This window comes from Propioniferax innocua (genome assembly GCF_006716235.1).
Classification (GTDB): domain Bacteria; phylum Actinomycetota; class Actinomycetes; order Propionibacteriales; family Propionibacteriaceae; genus Propioniferax; species Propioniferax innocua.
Genome location: NZ_VFOR01000002.1, coordinates 925,538 through 943,257 on the forward strand (window position 1 = coordinate 925,538; position 17,720 = coordinate 943,257).

The following is a 17,720-nucleotide window of genomic DNA, read 5'->3' on the forward strand; positions in this document are numbered from 1 at the left end:
TAACCGACCAAACGCCCACCCGGGCGATACCAAGTTTCGCGAGGAGTACTCATGTCCAACCGCTGGATCCGGGGTGCCGCAGCCATCTGCGCCCTCGGGTTGACCGGTGTGACCGTCGCGGCGAACGCCTCGGCAGCCACCCCGTCCCCCACGCCCACGCCGTCCACCTCCACCACCCCCGAGGCCGCGGCCACGCCCGAGGCGACGCCGACGCCCGACGCCACCCCCGAGGTGACGCCGCAGGCCTGCACCCCCGCCGAGACCCTGTCGCTGATCAACTTCAACGACTTCCACGGACGTCTCGCCCCGGAGTACCCCGACACCATCGGTGTCGTCGGTGACATCGAGAAGCTGCGCGCCGAGGCGGGCGAGGAGAACTCGCTCCTGCTCTCGGCCGGCGACAACATCGGCGGCTCGCTGTTCCCGTCGTTCTCGCAGGATGACGACCCCGCCATCGAGTTCCTCAACGCCATCGAGCTCGACGCGGCAGCGGTCGGCAACCACGAGTTCGACCGTGGCTACGCCGATCTGCGCGAGCGCATCGACGGTGGCGGCGAACGCACCCAGGCCGGATTCCCCTACCTCGGCGCGAATGTGTACGGCGCCGGCACGCAGGATCCCGTGCTCGAGGAATACGCGACCTTCGAGAAGGCCGGCGTCCAGGTGGCCGTCATCGGTGCGGTGACCGGCGCGACCGCCGGCATGGTCTCTCCCGCCGGCATCGAGGACATCGAGTTCGGCGACCCGGTCGAGGCCGTCAACCGCGTTGCCGCGCAGCTCTCCGATGGTGACGAGTCCAACGGCGAGGCCGACATCATCATCGCCGAGTACCACGACGGTGGTCCCTCCTCCGGTGATCTCGACTCCAACATGGCCAACGCCAACTTCGAGAAGATGAGCACCCAGACCTCCCCCGAGGTTGATGCGATCTTCCAGGGCCACACGCATCAGGAGTACGCCTACGACGCCCCGATCGAGGGCACCGACCGCACCCGCCCGGTGCTCCAGGCCAAGTCCTACTTCGAGGCGCTGGGCCACGTGCAGCTCGAGATCGACGCCGAGGGCAACGTCTGCTCGTACACCGCCGAGAACATCGAGAGCACCATGACCGCCGACGAGGCCGCCGACCAGTATCCGCGCGCCGCAGCGGCCGCCCAGATCCTGGAGCGCACGCTGAACGAGGCCTCGGTCATCGGCTCGCAGGTCGTCGGTGAGGCCACGGCCCCGATCACCCGCGCCACCGGTGCCGACGGCAGCGAGAACCGTCTCGCCGAGTCGACCCTCACCAACATGGTCGCGCAGCAGTTCAAGGAGGTGCTGGGCAACGAGGACGCGAACTTCATCGGCATCCAGAACCCCGGCGGTACCCGTGATGACATCGACGCCGGTGAGATCACGTACGAAGAGGCCGCCAAGGTGCTGCCTTTCGCCAACTCGCTGATGACCACCGAGCTGACCGGTGCACAGTTCAAGACCGTGCTCGAGCAGCAGTGGCAGCGTGACGAGAACGGCGAGCCCCTCGCCGAGGGCCGTCCCTTCCTCGCTCTGGGCCTGTCGGACAACGTGACCTACACCTACGACGAGTCGCGCGAGATGGATGACCGCATCACCGGCATCTGGATCAACGGCGAGCCGATCGACCCGGAGGCCACCTACACCGTGGGTTCGGGCAACTTCCTGATCGACGGTGGCGACCAGTTCTACGAGCTGGCCAACGGCGCCAACCGCACCGACACCGGCCGCGTCGACCTCGAGGCCTGGACCGAGTGGCTCGAGAGCAACTCGCCGCTGAACCCCGACTTCGCTCGTCGTGGCGTCAGCGTCACCGATGTTCCCGAGGTGCTCGTCCACGATGAGCCCGGCACCATCTCGCTCGGCGTTCCCGTCGACGGTGGCGTCGCCCCCGACACCCTGACCACCGCCAGCACCGATGTGCCGGACCCGGCCACCGTGACCGCTCGCATCGGCGATGTCGTCATCGGTGAGGGCACCGTGACCGACAACATGATCACCGACATGGAGCTCATCGTGCCGGCCGAGGTCGAGCCCGGTATGCACGTGATCGAGTTCACCGTCGATCCCAACGGCACCGTGATCCGCGTTCCGATGGTGATCGAGGCCGCCGAGGAGCAGGTCGATCCCAACATGGTGACGCACCTCTCCTACGACACCTCGTGCACGCCGGCCGATGGCAGCCGCGAGTACACCCCCGGTGAGACCTACACCTGGGTCGCCTGCAACGCCTTCGGCGAGCCGGTCGCAAACACCGAGTTCAAGGTGTTCGAGACCGCTGACAACAACGCCGCGAACCTCGAGCAGGGCAACCTGGTCGACACCCTCACCACCAACGACAAGGGTGAGTTCCAGATGACCATCCCCGAGGCCGGCTACATCGGTGCAGTCTCGACTGTCACCCCCGAGGTCCGCGTCATCGTCGGCCAGAACCCCACCACCGGCGAGCCCATCACCGAGGACCCCGTGAAGCCCGGTGAACCCGGTGCAGGTGACAAGCCCGGCAAGCCCGGTAAGCCCGGAGGCCCCAGCAAGGGCGGTCTGCCCAAGACCGGCCTCTGATCAGCTGATGAACAACTGAACACCGCAGGTGCCCGGCCCCTCGAGGGGCCGGGCACCTGTCACTTCGGGGGCTGTCTCATCGGGAGCAGTCGCGTCGGAGGCTGTCGCGTCGGAGGTATCTCATCGCGGGCAGCCGCGTCGGGGGCAGTCGCACCGGAGGTATCTCATCGCGGGCAGCCGCGTCGGGGGTATCTCATCGAAAGCCAGAGATCAGAGCCGACCCCTGCCTCGGACCAATCTGCGGCTCCACCTCGACCTTGCGCCGTGACTACCCGGCCCAACGCAGAGGCAGAACCCTCCACACACCAACCCGCAGCCCCACCTCGAAGCCCCACCTCGACGTTACGCCGCGACCACCCGGCCCAACGCAGAGGCAGAACCCTCCACACACCAACCCGCAGCCCCACCTCAACCTTGCGCCGCGACCACCCGGCCCAACGCAGAGGCAGAACCCTCCACACACCAACCCGCAGCCCCACCTCTACCTTGCGCCGTGACTACCCGGCCCAACGCAGAGGCAGAACCCTCCACACACCAACCCGCAGCCCCACCTCGAAGCCCCACCTCGACGTTACGCCGCGACCACCCGGCCCAACACAGAGATAGAACCCTCCACACACCAACCCGCAGCCCCACCTCAACCTTGCGCCGCAACCACCCGGCCCAACACAGAGATAGAACCCTCCACACACCAACCCGCAGCCCCACCTCGAAGCCCCACCTCGACGTTACGCCGCGACCACCCGGCCCAACACAGAGATAGAACCCTCCACACACCAACCCGCAGCCCCACCTCTACCTTGCGCCGTGACTACCCGGCCCAAGGTAGAGGTGGGACTCTGAGGTAGAGGTGGGACGTAGAGCTGGAGCCCCGAAGCAACAGCGAGTGTTGCTTCGGGGCTCCAACTGACCCAAGCGACCACGCCCCAGCCAAGCCCGGCCCAGACGACCACGCGGTCACAGAACGGCTCGAAGGCCAGCGGTGCCGACGCGTGCTCAGATCATCGCGAGCGCGGGATCGCAGAGCAGTGCGGCGACGCGGGCCAGGAAGCGTGAGCCCTGTTCGCCGTCCACGAGGCGATGATCGAAGCTGCACGACAGGGTCATGACGTCGCGGGCTTCGATGCGTTCGTCCGCTCCGGATCCCACCACCCAGGGGCGTCGCATGATCCGCCCAGTGGCCACGATCATGGCCTCGCCGGGGTTGAGGATCGGCGTCCCACCATCGACGTCGAAGACACCGATGTTGGTGATCGTCATGGTGCCTCCCGACATGTCGGCCGGCTGTGTCCGCCCCGCTCGGGCGGTGGTGACGAGCTCGGCGAGCTCCTCCGCCAATTCCTTGAGCCCGAGGGTCTCGGCGCCCTTGATGTTCGGCACCACGAGCCCACGCGGTGTGGCCGCCGCGATGCCGAGGTTCACGTGCGGATGCAGCACGATCTCCTGTGCGTCCTCATCCCAGCTCGCGTTCACCTCCGGGGTGGCCTGCGCGGCGAGGCACACCGCACGCGCCACCAGAACGGTCGGGGACAGCTTGATGTCTCGGAATTCACGACGCTCGCGCAGACGTGCCAGGAGCTCCATGCCGGCGGTCACGTCCACCTCGACCCATTCGGTCACATGCGGTGCGGTGAACGCGCTGGCCACCATCGCCGCCGCGGTGTGTTTGCGCACGCCCTTGATCGGGACACGCACTTCCTCACCGCCCAGCGATGCAGCACGTCGGGGCGCGGCGGCCGGGGTCTCCCCTGCTCCCTGCGCGCCCGAAGAACCTTGAGCTGCGGCGTGCACATCGTCACGGGTGACGATGCCTCCCGCACCCGACGGAGTGATCGATGCGAGGTCCACCCCCAAGTCCTTGGCGAGTTTGCGCACCGGTGGCTTGGCCCGCACATGCTGCGGAGCGGTCGGCATCGACGTGGTGGACGAACTCGCCTGACCGGGGCTTGGGAGTCGGCCACGCGGGTGCGATGGCTTGCGGTGGCTGTCGAGAACCTGGGCGGTGTCGGAATGGAAGCCGACCGGTTCGCTGGTGTCCATGGCCCGCGATGCCTCACGGGTCACCTCGGCGGCCTCGGGGTCAGCCGGACGCTTGCGTGCGCGACGGCGCGTCCGTCCCGCCGAAGCGCCGTAGCCCACGAGCACCGGAACGCGCTTCTCGCCCGCGTCCGCACTCTCGTCATCACCCGCCTGCTGGCCGGATTCATCGGCGTCACCCTTCGACGGTGCCGCCTCACCCGAACCGTCATCGATCTCGATGATCGGGGTGCCCACCTCGACGGTCTCTCCCTCGGGAACGAGCAGTTCGGTGACCCGTCCAGCCCACGGGCTGGGAAGTTCGACGAGTGACTTGGAGGTCTCGATCTCCACCAACACATCGTTGACCTTGACCTCATCGCCCGGCTTCACATGCCACGTGATGATCTCGGCCTCGACCAGGCCTTCACCTGGATCGGGCAGGTTGAACCTCTTCATGTGCGTCCTTTCTGCGAAGGTGCTGGCGAGCAGCCTCAGTGGGCGAGTGAGCGGTCGACGGCGTCCAGCACTCGGTCGAGATCGGGCAGGTACTCATCTTCCGCGCGGCTCGGCGGGTAGGGCAGGTCGTAACCGCCGACGCGAAGCACCGGCGCCTCCATGTCGTAGAAAAGCGTCTCGTGCAGACGCGCGGCGATCTCGCCACCGAGGCCACCGCTGAGGGGCGCCTCGTGGACGACGACGGCCCGGGTCGTGCGACGCACCGACTCGATGATCGTCGGCATGTCCAGCGGCGCGAGCGTCCGCAGGTCGACCACCTCGATGTCCACACCCTCCTCGGCGGCCGCGTCCGCAGCCTGCAGGCACGTCTTCATCATGGGGCCGTAGGCCAGCAGCGTCAGATCCTTGCCCGGACGCGCCACCACGGCCTCGTGCAACGGGCGCGGAGACGCCTCGACATCCACCTCGGCCTTCTCGTGGTAGCGACGCTTGGGCTCCAAGAAGACCACCGGGTCCTCCGACGCGATGGCCTGCTGGATCATCCAGTACGCATCCACCGGATTGCTCGGCGAGACAACCTTGAGGCCCGGCGTGTGCGCGAAGTAGGCCTCCGGCGACTCGGAGTGATGCTCCACCGCACCGATGCCACCGCCAAACGGCAGACGCAGCACGATCGGCATCTTGACCGCCCCGAGGGTGCGGTTGTGCATCTTGGCCCACTGGGTGACGATCTGGTCGAACGCCGGGAAGACGAATCCGTCGAACTGCACCTCGCACACCGGACGGTAGCCGCGCATCGCCATGCCCACGGCCGTGCCGAGGATGCCGGACTCCGCGAGCGGCGAATCGATCACGCGCGACTCACCGAAATCCTTCTGCAGGCCCTCGGTGATGCGGAACACGCCGCCCAGCGCACCGATGTCCTCACCGGCCAGCACGACCTTGGGATCGGCCTCCATGGCCCGCCGCAACCCGGCGTTGAGCGCCTTGCCCAGCGTCAGCTTCTCCACAGCCATCAGTTCTCCTCCTCGAAGGACGCCGCGTAGGCGCGGTACTCGGCCTGCTGTTCGCGCAGATGCTCGGTCTGTTCGGCGTACACCAGGTCGAACAGATCACCCATGTCGGGGTCGGGCAGGGCGAGGCATCCGGCGCGCATCTCGGCGGCCATGTCGTCGGCCTCGGCCTGGAGGTCGTCGAGCCAGGCCTGATCGATGACTCCGCGCCGCGCCAGATATGCCTTGACGCGCTCGATCGGGTCCTTGAGCTTCCACGTCTCGAGCTCTTCGGCCAACCGGTACTTGGTGGGGTCATCGCTGGTGGTGTGCGCACCCATCCGGTAGGTGAATGCCTCGATCAGCGCCGGGCCCTCACCGTTGCGTGCCCGGTTCAGCGCCCATGTGGTGACCGCGTGCACCGCGAGGACGTCGTTGCCGTCCACCTGGATACCGGGGAACCCGAACCCGTCGGCACGCCGGTAGAGGGGGATCTTCGACTGCCGTGTGATCGGCTCGGAGATCGCCCATTGGTTGTTCTGGCAGAAGAACACCACCGGGGCGGTGTACGAGTTGGCGAAGACGAACGCCTCGTTCACGTCACCCTGGGAGGTCGCTCCGTCACCGAAGTAGGTCACCACCGCGGTATCGCGGTCGGGGTCCCCGGTGCCGACGGCGCCATCGTTGAGGACGCCCATGGCGTAACCGGTCCCGTGGAGGGCCTGGGTGCCGATGACGATGGCGTACGGCGCGAAGTAGTTGGCGTGGGGGTCCCAGCCACCGAGGCTGACGCCACGGAAGAGCCCGAGCAATGTGACGGGCTTGACGCCACGCGTCCATGCGACCCCGTGCTCACGGTAGGAGGGAAACACCACGTCCTGTGCCCGGGTGGCTCGCCCCGAACCGACCTGGGCGGCCTCCTGCCCCAGGCACGGCGCCCAGAGGCCCAGCTCACCTTGACGCTGCAGCGCCGTGGCCTCGTTGTCGAGCCGACGCGTCATCACCATGTCCCGCAGGTATCCGGCGACGTCCTCATCAGATCCGTCGAATGTGAAATCCGGGTGCTCGACTCGCTCGCCTTCGGGGGTGAGAAGCTGCACCATCTCGTGTGCGGGATCGGCCACGCTCGGTCCTTTCTCCAACATGTTGCGCGGCCAGGCCCCATCGGTGGAGCCGGACCATCGCGTTGTCACCCGTGGAGCCCATTCTCCACAGGCAATGCACGGACACGGTAACCCCCAGCGTCCACCATGCGGAATCTCGTGATGCAATCGTGTCCAAAAATCGAAAGCGCGCCCCCATGTTTCGGGGGGCCACTCGCCCGGCGCCACTCCGAGACCGACATCTGAGCACGATCCGCCCACATCGCGGACTTCCATCAAGCCTGCCCCACATCATCCTCCGACGATCATCCGGTTGCGGTCGCGACCGGTAGGGTCGGCGTCGATGGAGACCTCCGACCATGCCGTGGATGCCCACCCAGATGCCCTGGTGGCGCATCTTCACCCCGGCGCGCACCCCCTGTTGAGCGGACGCTGGGGAACACCGATCCTGCTGGCTCCCGGCATCGTGATGATCATGCTGGGCATCACCATGACCTTGCTGTATGCAGATGATCCGGCGAGCTACTTCTTCGGCGCGATCGTGATCGGCAGTGGCGTGTTCGCGGCATCGTCGGGGATGGGGATCCGACGCCTCGCGCTCGCCCGTCTGGCGAATCCGCCCGTCGCGTTCGCCCTGGACCCCGATGGCGTGTGGGTCAATGGCAGGATCGTGGCGTGGGAGGACGCGAAATTCTGGGTCGACGACAGCGTGGACCCGCCGATGGTGATCTGTGGCGGCGGCAAGGCCGCTTGGCGCGTGGACAGACTTGATACATCCGTTATCGCCATCGAGCAGGCGATCGAACGGTTCACACAGTAACGTCGGGCCCATGTCGTATCCGCCGCAGGGCCAATACCCCGATCCCCAGCAGCCCCATCACGCCGGTGGCCAACCCATGCAGGGCGGCCAGCAGTTCCCCGGTGGACAACACCCCGGTCAGCAGATGGGTGGCCAGCCCACGCCCGGTGGCGGTCAGTTCCCCGGCCAGCAGATGCCCAATCAGCAATTTCCCGGGCAGCAACCGATGCCGCATCAGCAGTTCGGGGCATCAGGGGCACGGGTGAAGAAGAACCCCATCGTCGGGCCGGTCATCGGCGCTCTCCTCGGCGTGGTCGGTCTCATCCTGATGCTGATCCTCATCTTCCTCACCGACAGTCCCACCTACAGCAAACTCGTCGCCTTCGTGGTGACCGGGATCGTCGCCGCGATCGGCCTCATCTTCTATCGCTGGCTCGACCGATGGGAACCCGAACCACCATTCCTGTTGATCATCGCGTTCCTGTGGGGAGCCGGCGTCGCGACATTCTTCGGCAGCCTGGTCAACGACTTCAACGCGGCGCTGTTCGGCGACGGGTTCGCTGCCGTGGTCTCGGCGCCCTTCGGCGAGGAGTTCTTCAAGAGCCTGTTCCTGGTCCTTGTGCTGTTCACCAGCACGCGGGGCCGTCGTGAGCTCAACAGCCTCACCGACACCCTCATCTACGCCGGTATCGTCGGCTTGGGTTTCACCTTCCTCGAGGACATCATCTACATCATCCGCGTCGGCCAGACGCCCGAGGAACTCGCGTTCATCGTCTTCGTCCGGATCGGCCTCGGCGCCTTCGGGCATTCGCTCTACCAGTCGATCTTCGCCGTGGGTCTGTGGGCCGGTATCCGCCGCGGTGGGGCGTCGGCGTGGATCTTCGGCATCCTCGGCTACTTGGGCGCGGTGGCCCTGCACATGATCCACAATGGTGTCTCCCAGTTCGGGATCGGCGCCCTGGTCATCGTGCTCCTGCTGGAATTCGTCATCTTCGTCGTCGGCATCGTGATCGCGATCCGTTCGAGCATCGGCGAGCGGAAGAACCTGGAGATGCAGCTTCCGTCCATGGTGCACTTCGGCTGGGTGACGCCCCGCGAAGCCGGCTGGTTGGCGAACATGCAGGCACGCAAGCAGATCCTCAAGCAGGCAGGACCCCACGAACAGGTGCTGAAGGACTTCATCCAGAACGCGACCGAGCTCGCCCACCTGCGCACACGTCTGGACCAGATGAAGATCCCCCCGAGCCAGGGGCTGTTGGAGAATCACGCCGATCTCGCCGCCCTGCTCCACGAACAGCGCTCGGTGGTCGATCAGGTCCTCGGCCAAGCGCAGCCGCACGCCGTTCCCGGTGGCTGGCCGCCCATCCAGGGTCACCCCGGGCCGCAGTATCCGGCGCCACAGATCCCTCAATACTGATCCAGCCAGTACTGATCCGCCGTACAGCGGACCGGCATCCCTGCACCAGCTCGGTGTCGCTCGAACCGGTGCAGGCCCAGCCCACTTTGGATCGTGGAGCACGACCGGGAACCGAATGAGAAGTCCCATGCCCCGCGGTCGATCCCCCTCGGATCGACCGCGGGGTGTTTCATCCCGGCGGCACGGCCGGGTAGGTTCGGCGCCGTGAGCACCTCTGACATCAGCGTTCGTCCGATCAGCGCCGAGGAGCACCGCGCGTTCATCGAGGCCCAACCAAGCGCAAGCTTCCTGCAGACTCCCGCCTGGGCCCGGGTGAAGGCCGAGTGGGATTCCGAGAGCGTGGGCTGGTTCGTCGACGGTGAACTCATCGGCGCTGCCCTGGTCCTGTATCGGCGGCTCCCGAAGTTGAAAAACTGCCTCGCCTACCTGCCCGAGGGCCCGGTCCTGGACTGGGGCCGCGCGGTCGGTGTGGGTTCGGACGACCTCGAACCCTGGCTCACGCCGCTGGTGGCCCATGCCAAGAGCCGCCGTGCGTTCGGCATCCGCATCGGCCCGACGATCGTGCTGCGCCGTTGGGACACCGACACGATCAAAGACGCCATCGCCGACGACACGGTACGGAGCCTGCTCGAGGTCGAGCCGGACTTCCTCGACACCGATGCGGTCCGCCTGCAGAACCAGCTCGACCGCCTCGGCTGGCTTCCACCCAAGCCCGAGGGTGAAGGGTTCGCGGCCGGACAGCCCGCCTTCAACTTCTGGCTGCCGCTGGCCCATCCCGATGGCACCGCCAAGACGCCCGACGAGATCCTCAAGGGCATGAACCAGCAGTGGCGTCGCAACATCAAGAAGGCCGCGAAGTCCGGCGTGGAGGTGACACTCGGCGGACGGGACGATCTCGCCGAGTTCCACCGCATCTACGTCGAGACCGCCGAACGCGACGACTTCACACCGCGTCCGCTCACATACTTCGAGTCGATGTTCGACGCCATGACCGCCGAGGACCCCGACCGACTGCGCCTCTACCTCGCGCACCATGAGGGTGACCTCGTGGCCGCGACCACGTGGGTGCGCGTCGGCGAACACGCCTGGTACTCGTACGGCGCATCGACCAACGCCAAACGTGATGTGCGCGGCTCCAACGCCATCCAGTGGCAGATGATGCAGGATGCCCTGGAGGCGGGCGCGAAGGTCTACGACCTGCGTGGCATCACCGATTCGGTGGCCAGCGACGATCCGCACCTGGGCCTGATCCGGTTCAAGGTCGGAACCGGCGGCGGCGCCGTCCAGTACCCCGGTGAATGGGACAAGCCCCTCAACCCCGTGCTCTACCGGGCCTTCGATCTCTACATGAACCGCGCGGTCTGGAAGGCGCGGGCCGCCAGTTTGGTCAGCCGCGTCACGAAGCGTCGTCCACGCACCCGGGAAACCGCGCACAACCATCACGAAAGGCCTGATCCCGCATGAACGTGACGCTCCTGCACACCGCCTACGGACTGACGCCGGGAACCCGCGCATTCGCCGAACAGATCGCCGCCGCCTCGGGCGGCGAGCTCACGATGCCCGACTTCTACCGCGGCGAGATCTTCACCGATCAGGATTCCGCCATGGGTCATCTGGAGAAGGTCGGCTACATGGAGCTCTACAGCCGCCTCGACGGACTCGACGTCACCGACCAGATTCTGGTGGGCACTTCCCTTGGCGCGTCATTCGCCCAGCGCATGGTGACTCAGGGGGCCAAGCCAGCACGCCTGGTGCTCATCGGCAACGTGAACCCACACAAGCCCGAACGTCCTTGGCCCGGCGTTGATACGCAGGTGCATCACTTCACGCAGGACACCTTCGTCGACCCCGCCCTCGTGGCTACGCTGGGCCAGGCCGTGACCGCAAGCGGTGCTCGGTTCGAACACGTACCCACCGAGGGCCCGGGGCACCTGTTTTTCGAGCCCCGCCTCCCCGAGTACGATCCCGACCTGACAGCCCGAACCATCCAGCAGATCGTCAGCTGAGCCCCACGCGTCACGCAGATGCTCCCGAATCGGTACGCTCGGAACATGCTCACACACCGGTTCGCTCGTGTCTCCGCAGTCTTTGCCGTCCTCTCCCTCACCCTGACCGCACTGCTGTTCGGCGGCGCTCTCGCGCCCGAATCCGAAGGGCCACATCTGGCCCGGGCCGGCGCCCAGCTGGCTCCGTGGCTCATCGGACTGGTGGTGGTCCTCCTGCTGGCCGGCGGCATATTCCTCATTCTCGGCCGCCGCAAGAAGAACTGACGTGACCAGCACCATCGTCATCGGCGGCGGCCTCGGCGGTCTCGTCGCGGCCCGTGGCCTGAATGCGATCGGCCATGACGTCACCGTGGTGGAGGCAGCCGAGCGGTTCGGCGGCCAGATCCAGACCGTCGAGTTCTGCGGCCTACCTGTGGATATCGGCGCCGAGGCCATGTTCCTCGGCGCGCCACCGCTGAAGGAATTGGTGACCGAACTCGGGCTTCTCGACGCCGTCGTCGGGCCCCGGGCCGGCACATCATGGCTGCATCGCGGTCGCCGCATGACCAAACTTCCCGAGGGAGTCGGACCAACCGGTCCGACGAAGATCATGCCGGTGCTGAAATCCGGACTGCTCGGCCCGTTCGCCCTGGCACGTGCCGGGCTCGAACCGCTCATGGCCCGAAAGATCTCCCAGGACATCTCCGTCGGTGACTTCGTCGCGCGACGCTTCGGCCGTGCGGTGGCCGACACCTTCGTCGATCCCCTGCTCGGCAACCTGCACGCCGGTGACATCCACCGCCTCAGCCTGCACGCCACCGCGCCCCAGTTGCGTCCGGCAGCAGCCGAGGGACGTTCCATCCTCCGCGCGGCACGACCTTCGGGTGGCGCAGGTGGCCTGCCGATGTTCGCGACATTTCCCCAAGGCCTCCAGCTGCTGATCGATTCCCTCGTGTCCGATCTCGAGCGCCGGGGCGTCGGCGTCCATGCCAACAGCCGCGTCACGCACCTCACCCGCGAGAACGACCGATGGTGCGTCCACGCAACCTCGGGCTACCAGTACACCGACCGCATCGTGCTCACCGCCGGGTCCCCGGCCATCGAGGAACTGGTGCGCCCCCACGTCCCCGAGGCAGCTGACCTGCTCGCCTCCACCGAGCGGGCCACGGTCGCCACGATCCTGCTCGCCTACCCCCGGGAAACCATCGGCCGCCTCGTGCGAGACGCCAATGGCCTGCTGTTGAACTCCACGAGCGGACGGCTGGTGAAGGCCGCAACGTTCTCCAGCCAGAAGTGGGAGCACCTCGACGGTGATGACGTGTTCGTGATCCGCGCTTCAGTGGGCCGCGCCGGCTCCGATGTACTCGACATCACCGACGACGACCACCTCGCCAAGCGTGTGCATCGTGAACTGGCCGAACTCACCGATCTCACCTCGAGACCGGTCGCCACCCGAGTGACCCGCTGGCCCGATGCCTACCCGCAGTTACAGGTGGGACACCTCGACCGCATGGCTCGCGCGCGTTCAGCGCTCCAGGGCACCGGACTCTTCGTGGGCGCCGGTTCGGTGGATGGGCTCGGCCTGCCCAGCGTCATCCGTTCGGCCAAGGCCCTCGTCGACGCCGTCAGGTGATGTCATCGGGCGCAGTCGGCGTCGGCCGCCCCACCATGCACCGGCGATCACTGCCACGATCCCCAGGGGCACGAACACGTACGGGGAGCCGAGCATGCCCAGGACGATGGCTTGGAACACCGCCAGACCAATGGTTCCGTAGAGGATCGCCCACGCCAGGCATCCCACACACAGACCCGGAAGGTACCGCCGGTACGGCATTCGCAGGGCCCCGGCCGACATGTTCACGGCGGTCTGGATCCCGATGGTCAGGAATGACAGCGCAATCGCATACACACCGAACCGCGCGCTGAACCGTTCGGCGGTACACATCGCTCCCGATTCGAGGTATCGCCTGGCCCACTGCATCCGACCACCTTGGTGCCGAATGGCCCGCCCGATCCAGTACGTGGCATTGGCGCGCAGGAAGACGATCACGTAGAGCACCGCGATGGTCCAGCCGATCGGCAACGCACGGATGGCGTCAAGCATGGTCACCTCCCTCGGCCACACCTCAATCCTAACTTAGGTCAGCCTAAGCCGCTAATGCGCCAACCGAATGCAGCGTTTCATCCATGATCGTTTCGCTCACGTGCTCGAAGGGCTGTGAGAATCTGCACATGGCGGCGCACCCCACCACTCAGGGAGGAATCATGCGCGGAATCCTCATGGCCGGCACCTGTTCGGATGCAGGAAAATCCCTTCTGAGCGCGGGCCTGTGCCGGGCGTTGGCCCGGCGAGGTGTACGGGTGGCGCCATTCAAGGCCCAGAACATGTCGAACAACTCGATGGTCTGCGCCGATGGCTCGGAGATCGGTCGGGCACAGTTCCTACAGGCCCAGGCCGCCGGTGTCGAGGCCGAGTCGGCCATGAACCCCGTGCTGCTGAAGCCCGGGAGCGACCGTTCCTCCCACGTGGTCCTGCGCGGTCGCCCGGCCGGGGTGCTGCGTGCGGGCGAGTACACCACCGGACGCGCCCATCTCGCCGAGGTGGCGTTCGCCGCCCACGCCGAGCTGGCGGCCCGGTTCGATGTGGTCGTCTGCGAAGGTGCCGGCTCCCCGGCCGAGATCAATCTGCGCAACGGCGACTACACGAACATGGGGCTGGCCCGCGCCGTCGACATCCCCGTCGCCCTCGTGGCCGACATCGATCGTGGGGGCGCCCTGGCATCCCTGTACGGCACCTGGGGCCTGCTCGATGCCGCAGATCGGGCGCTTCTGGATTCCTATGTGATAAATAAGTTCCGCGGCGATGCGAACATCTTGGAGCCGGGGCTGCAGGAGATCACACGCAGAACGGGCATGCGCCATGCAGGCACGGTCGGCTGGCTCCAAGACGTCTGGTTCGACGGCGAGGACGCCCTGGAGGTGGGACGCTGGCGCACCGGCCACACCCGGGAGGACTCTCTCACCGTGGCCGTGGTCCGGTTTCCCCGCATCTCGAACACCACCGATGTCGACGCCCTGGCCGCCGAACCGGGGGTGCACGTCGTGGTGACCACCGACCCGGACACCTGTGCCGCTGCCGACCTGCTGGTGCTACCCGGAACACGCGCCACCCTGCATGATCTGGCGTGGCTGCACGAACGCGGCATCTCCCAGGTGGTGGCCCGGCGCGCCGTTGAAAAACGTCCGGTACTGGGCATCTGCGGCGGACACCAGATGCTCGGGGAGCAGATCACCGATGGAGTCGAATTGACCGGCTCCCCTCCCACCGCCGGGCTGGGGCTCCTCCCGCACCGGGTCACGTTCGAGGAGGAGAAGACGCTCGCCAGGCCGCAGGGATCCTGGGAGGGTGTTGAAGTCTCCGGTTACGAGATCCATCACGGGCGTGTCGATGTCACCGGAGGTGAGCCGTTCCCCGGCGGGGTTCGTGTCGGAGAGGTCTTCGGCACCCTGTGGCACGGTGCACTGGAGGGCGATGTGTTCCGCCGTCGGTTCCTGACGCATGTGGCCACAGCGACCGGAAGCCGATGGCTGCCCGATCTCGATGCCCCCGGTTACGGGGCCCGCCGTGAGGACATGCTCGAGCGCCTGGCCGATGCCATGGAGAGCACCGATCTGGTCACTGCCCTCACCGGACACTCGGGCTAGGCTCGGTCCATGCGAATCGGAGCCCACGTCGACCAGACCGACCCCATCGGAAGCGCCCGCACCTCCGGGTTGGAGGCGGTCCAGATCATGATCGGCGACCCCCGGAGCTGGAAGGGCCCGGTGTTCGAGCCGGGTGTCGCAGAGGAACTGCGTGCCGAGGCCGAGGAGGCCGACGTGCACATCTACGTGCATTCGCCGTACATCATCAACGTGGCCACCACGAACAACCGCGTGCGGATCCCCAGTCGCAAGCTCCTGCAGAAGAACGTGGATGCCGCCGCCCGGATCGACGCGAAGGGGGTCATCGTGCACGGTGGCCATGTCACCAAGGACGACGACCCGGAAGCAGGCTTCGAGAACTGGTTCAAGTGCATCGACGGCCTCGACCTCAAGGTCCCGGTGCTGATCGAGAACACTGCCGGAGGCGCCAATGCGATGGCACGCCATCTGGACCGGATCGAACGGGTGTGGCAGGCCGTACAGGCCGCGTCGGGAGCCGAGAACGTCGGCTTCTGCCTCGATACCTGCCACGCGCATGCGGCGGGCGAGGAGCTCGACGGAGTCGTGGGGCGGATCCGGGAGATCACCGGGCGGATCGACCTCATCCACTGCAATGACTCACGTGACGCCTTCGGATCGGGTGCCGACCGTCATGCGACGCTCGGCACCGGCCAGGCCGACCCCAACGGCATCCGTGCCGTTCTGCGTGAGGCCGGGGCTCCCATCATCCTCGAAACGCCCCCGGCGACGCTGGCAGAAGACCTCGCCTGGGTGCGCGAGGCTGTCGCCTGACGGCTGCCTCACACGTTCCTGGGACGCAGCTCCCGGGCATCGACGCTTCCCGTCCGCAGCGGGGTCCCCCGAATCAGAACCACACGAATCAGAACCACATGGATCAGAACCACATGGACGCGGTGTCCCACGCGAGTTTGACCACCAGGATGCCGAGCACCACCAGGAAGATACGGCGGATGAACGCGCTGCCCCGCTGCAGGGCCATGCGGGCCCCGAGCGCTCCGCCGGTCAGGTTCGCCATGGCCATCACCAAGCCCACGGCCACCAGCAGTTCCCCGTGGGCTCCGAAGACGAGGATCGAGGCCACGTTGGTGGTCAGGTTCGCGATCTTCGCATTGACGGTGGCTTCGAGGAACCCGTAGCCCAGAACCGCGACCATCCCGATGACGAAGAACGAACCCGTCCCGGGCCCAAGGATCCCGTCGTAGAACCCGACGAGCAGGCCGATGCCCACAACCCGTCCCAGCGCATGGATGCCCCGATGCGATGGTCGATGCTCCAGACCCATCTGCGGCTTGAGGAAGGTGTAGGCCCCCACGGCGATGAGTGCCACAAGGACGATCGGCGTCAACCATGATTTGGGGATGAACCGCGCCAGCAAAGAGCCGAACGCCGACCCGGCGAACGCGGCGAGTACGAGGGGAATGACGGTCCAGGCCTCCACGCGGACCTTGCGTACATAGGTGACCGACGCCACCAGCGTGCCGGCCACCGACGAGAGCTTGTTGGTCCCCAGAACGGTGGGGGTGGGGGTGTCGTCCGGCAGTCCGATCACCAGAGAGGGGAGCTGGATCAACCCACCACCGCCGACCACCGAATCGACCCAGCCGGCCACGAAGGCCGCCAGCACCAGGCCCAACAGCGTCAGCACCGGCAGGCCCAGCACCGACGCCTCGGTCATCAGAGGGGCGAGGGGCAACATGAGCACCATCATGCCCCGCCACGCCCGGAACATGACACCGTGGCCACGCCGATGTCCAGACCATGTCTCGCCTGACCGCGAGCATCTCGATACGGTTCTTCCCATGACGGCTTTGATCACCGGTGGAACTTCCGGCATCGGCGCGGCCTTCGCGCGTCACCTCGCAGCGAGCGGAACCGACCTCGTCCTCGTGGCCCGCAACCCCGAGCGCCTCACGACCTTCGCCGACGAGTTGAGCACCCAGTACGGCGTCGAGGTGGAGACATTCCCCGCCGACCTCGCCGATCGTGACGAGGTGGTCCGGGTTCAGCAGCGTCTCGAGAGCCCTGATCAGCCGATCGAGATGTTCATCAACAACGCCGGGTTCGGCCTCCACAAGGACCTCCTCGTCGAGGACACCTCGACCGATGAGCGCGCGTTCGACGTCATGATCCGCGCGGTCTACCTGCTCGGCGGGACCGCGGCACGCGTCATGAAGAACCGGGGCCGCGGCACGATCATCACCACCTCATCGTCTTCGGGTTACGTCACGATGGGCAATTATTCGGCCATCAAGGCGTGGGTCACCGTCTGGGCCGAGTCACTGGCCACCCAGCTCAAGGGCACCGGGGTCAGCGTCGTGGCGATCTGCCCGGGATGGGTGCACACCGAGTTCCATGACCGCGCCGGGATCAACCAGGGCTCCATCCCCGACTGGGCGTGGATCGACGTGGACGAGGTGGTCCGCGATGGCCTCCGTGCCGCAGCCACCGGTCGCGTCATCTCAGTGGCGTCGGTGCCGTGGAAGATCGCGGTGACGCTCGCCCGCATCGCGCCCCGCGGCGCCATCCGCGCGGTCTCCCGCAAACTCACCTCCAAGCGTCAGTGACATCATGATCCCCCCGGAAACCGACACCTCAGAACCCGACAGGGTACGGCTGACTAGGACTCGGTCGGCCCCGAGCGATAGCCTC

At 66.8% G+C, this 17,720-nt stretch carries 15 protein-coding genes; 10 read left to right on the forward strand and 5 right to left on the reverse strand.

Features of this window, described 5'->3' with window-relative positions:
• Window positions 1-51: 51 nt before the first annotated feature.
• Entirely contained in the window at window positions 52-2,574 is a 2,523-nt protein-coding gene (locus tag FB460_RS10995; protein WP_142094159.1) for a bifunctional metallophosphatase/5'-nucleotidase, read from the forward strand.
• A 996-nt stretch (window positions 2,575-3,570) separates the two neighbouring features.
• On the opposite strand, the gene FB460_RS11000 is transcribed toward FB460_RS10995, so the two are convergent.
• Genes FB460_RS11000 through pdhA form a run of 3 tightly spaced genes read right to left on the reverse strand, consistent with a single transcriptional unit; the run spans window position 3,571 to window position 7,165 of the window.
• Window positions 3,571-5,049 carry a dihydrolipoamide acetyltransferase family protein gene (locus FB460_RS11000; protein WP_142094160.1) on the reverse strand — a complete coding sequence of 493 codons (1,479 nt, stop codon included), beginning with the start codon at window positions 5,047-5,049 and terminating at the stop codon, window positions 3,571-3,573.
• Between the two features lie 35 nt (window positions 5,050-5,084).
• Window positions 5,085-6,065 (reverse strand): alpha-ketoacid dehydrogenase subunit beta, encoded by a 981-nt coding sequence (locus FB460_RS11005; RefSeq protein WP_142094161.1) that lies wholly within the window; start codon window positions 6,063-6,065, stop codon window positions 5,085-5,087.
• Entirely contained in the window at window positions 6,065-7,165 is a 1,101-nt protein-coding gene (pdhA, locus tag FB460_RS11010) for a pyruvate dehydrogenase (acetyl-transferring) E1 component subunit alpha (RefSeq protein WP_425466990.1), read from the reverse strand. Before pdhA ends, FB460_RS11005 begins: the two co-directional genes overlap by 1 nt.
• Window positions 7,166-7,487: 322 nt before the next feature.
• Here pdhA and FB460_RS11015 point away from each other — a divergent pair, with 322 nt between their 5' ends.
• The 6 genes from FB460_RS11015 (at window position 7,488) to hemG (ending at window position 12,978) form a co-directional block, all read left to right on the forward strand.
• A complete protein-coding gene (locus tag FB460_RS11015; RefSeq protein ID WP_142094162.1) occupies window positions 7,488-7,964 on the forward strand; it encodes a hypothetical protein in 477 nt (158 codons plus the stop codon).
• 10 nt (window positions 7,965-7,974) lie between these two features.
• Window positions 7,975-9,360, forward strand: a complete 1,386-nt coding sequence (locus FB460_RS11020; RefSeq protein ID WP_142094163.1) for a PrsW family intramembrane metalloprotease — start codon at window positions 7,975-7,977, stop codon at window positions 9,358-9,360.
• Window positions 9,361-9,564: 204 nt separating this feature from the next.
• Window positions 9,565-10,824 carry a lipid II:glycine glycyltransferase FemX gene (locus tag FB460_RS11025; protein WP_342775221.1) on the forward strand — a complete coding sequence of 420 codons (1,260 nt, stop codon included), beginning with the start codon at window positions 9,565-9,567 and terminating at the stop codon, window positions 10,822-10,824.
• Complete coding sequence (locus tag FB460_RS11030) at window positions 10,821-11,366, forward strand: dienelactone hydrolase family protein (protein WP_142094164.1); 546 nt, start codon at window positions 10,821-10,823, stop codon at window positions 11,364-11,366. The genes FB460_RS11025 and FB460_RS11030 overlap by 4 nt, the downstream gene beginning before the upstream one ends.
• A 45-nt stretch (window positions 11,367-11,411) precedes the next feature.
• Entirely contained in the window at window positions 11,412-11,630 is a 219-nt protein-coding gene (locus tag FB460_RS11035; protein ID WP_170210064.1) for an LPXTG cell wall anchor domain-containing protein, read from the forward strand.
• 1 nt (window position 11,631) lies between these two features.
• Window positions 11,632-12,978: a protoporphyrinogen oxidase gene (gene hemG / locus FB460_RS11040; RefSeq protein ID WP_170210065.1), complete on the forward strand. Its 1,347-nt coding sequence runs from the start codon at window positions 11,632-11,634 to the stop codon at window positions 12,976-12,978.
• Here hemG and FB460_RS11045 read toward each other — a convergent pair.
• The gene (locus FB460_RS11045; RefSeq protein ID WP_342775222.1) at window positions 12,871-13,470 is read right to left on the reverse strand and encodes a DedA family protein; all 600 of its coding nucleotides are present in this window, start codon (window positions 13,468-13,470) and stop codon (window positions 12,871-12,873) included. The genes hemG and FB460_RS11045 overlap by 108 nt on opposite strands.
• 140 nt (window positions 13,471-13,610) lie before the next feature.
• Between FB460_RS11045 and FB460_RS11050 the strand changes: the two genes are divergently transcribed.
• Both FB460_RS11050 and FB460_RS11055 read left to right on the forward strand, forming a co-directional pair.
• Window positions 13,611-15,050, forward strand: a complete 1,440-nt coding sequence (locus FB460_RS11050) for a cobyric acid synthase (protein ID WP_142094336.1) — start codon at window positions 13,611-13,613, stop codon at window positions 15,048-15,050.
• Window positions 15,051-15,059: 9 nt separating this feature from the next.
• On the forward strand, window positions 15,060-15,842 hold the full coding sequence (locus tag FB460_RS11055) for a deoxyribonuclease IV (RefSeq protein WP_142094168.1): 783 nt from the start codon (window positions 15,060-15,062) through the stop codon (window positions 15,840-15,842).
• A 103-nt stretch (window positions 15,843-15,945) separates the two neighbouring features.
• Here the strand turns inward: FB460_RS11055 and FB460_RS11060 are convergent, their stop codons facing one another.
• Entirely contained in the window at window positions 15,946-16,767 is an 822-nt protein-coding gene (locus FB460_RS11060; RefSeq protein WP_142094169.1) for a TSUP family transporter, read from the reverse strand.
• A gap of 103 nt (window positions 16,768-16,870) precedes the next feature.
• On the opposite strand from FB460_RS11060, the gene FB460_RS11065 reads away from it, so the two are divergent.
• Window positions 16,871-17,635 (forward strand): SDR family NAD(P)-dependent oxidoreductase, encoded by a 765-nt coding sequence (locus FB460_RS11065; RefSeq protein ID WP_142094170.1) that lies wholly within the window; start codon window positions 16,871-16,873, stop codon window positions 17,633-17,635.
• Window positions 17,636-17,720 lie beyond the last annotated feature (85 nt).

Coding starts and splice junctions, on each gene's coding strand:
- FB460_RS11000 (WP_142094160.1), bottom strand. CDS start 5,049: ATGAAGAGGTTCAACCTGCCCGATCCAGGTGAAGGCCTGGTCGAGGCC.
- FB460_RS11015 (WP_142094162.1), top strand. CDS start 7,488: ATGGAGACCTCCGACCATGCCGTGGATGCCCACCCAGATGCCCTGGTG.
- FB460_RS11035 (WP_170210064.1), top strand. CDS start 11,412: ATGCTCACACACCGGTTCGCTCGTGTCTCCGCAGTCTTTGCCGTCCTC.
- FB460_RS11065 (WP_142094170.1), top strand. CDS start 16,871: ATGACGGCTTTGATCACCGGTGGAACTTCCGGCATCGGCGCGGCCTTC.
- FB460_RS11055 (WP_142094168.1), top strand. CDS start 15,060: ATGCGAATCGGAGCCCACGTCGACCAGACCGACCCCATCGGAAGCGCC.
- FB460_RS11050 (WP_142094336.1), top strand. CDS start 13,611: ATGCGCGGAATCCTCATGGCCGGCACCTGTTCGGATGCAGGAAAATCC.
- FB460_RS11005 (WP_142094161.1), bottom strand. CDS start 6,065: ATGGCTGTGGAGAAGCTGACGCTGGGCAAGGCGCTCAACGCCGGGTTG.
- FB460_RS11020 (WP_142094163.1), top strand. CDS start 7,975: ATGTCGTATCCGCCGCAGGGCCAATACCCCGATCCCCAGCAGCCCCAT.
- FB460_RS11060 (WP_142094169.1), bottom strand. CDS start 16,767: ATGTTGCCCCTCGCCCCTCTGATGACCGAGGCGTCGGTGCTGGGCCTG.
- FB460_RS10995 (WP_142094159.1), top strand. CDS start 52: ATGTCCAACCGCTGGATCCGGGGTGCCGCAGCCATCTGCGCCCTCGGG.
- FB460_RS11030 (WP_142094164.1), top strand. CDS start 10,821: ATGAACGTGACGCTCCTGCACACCGCCTACGGACTGACGCCGGGAACC.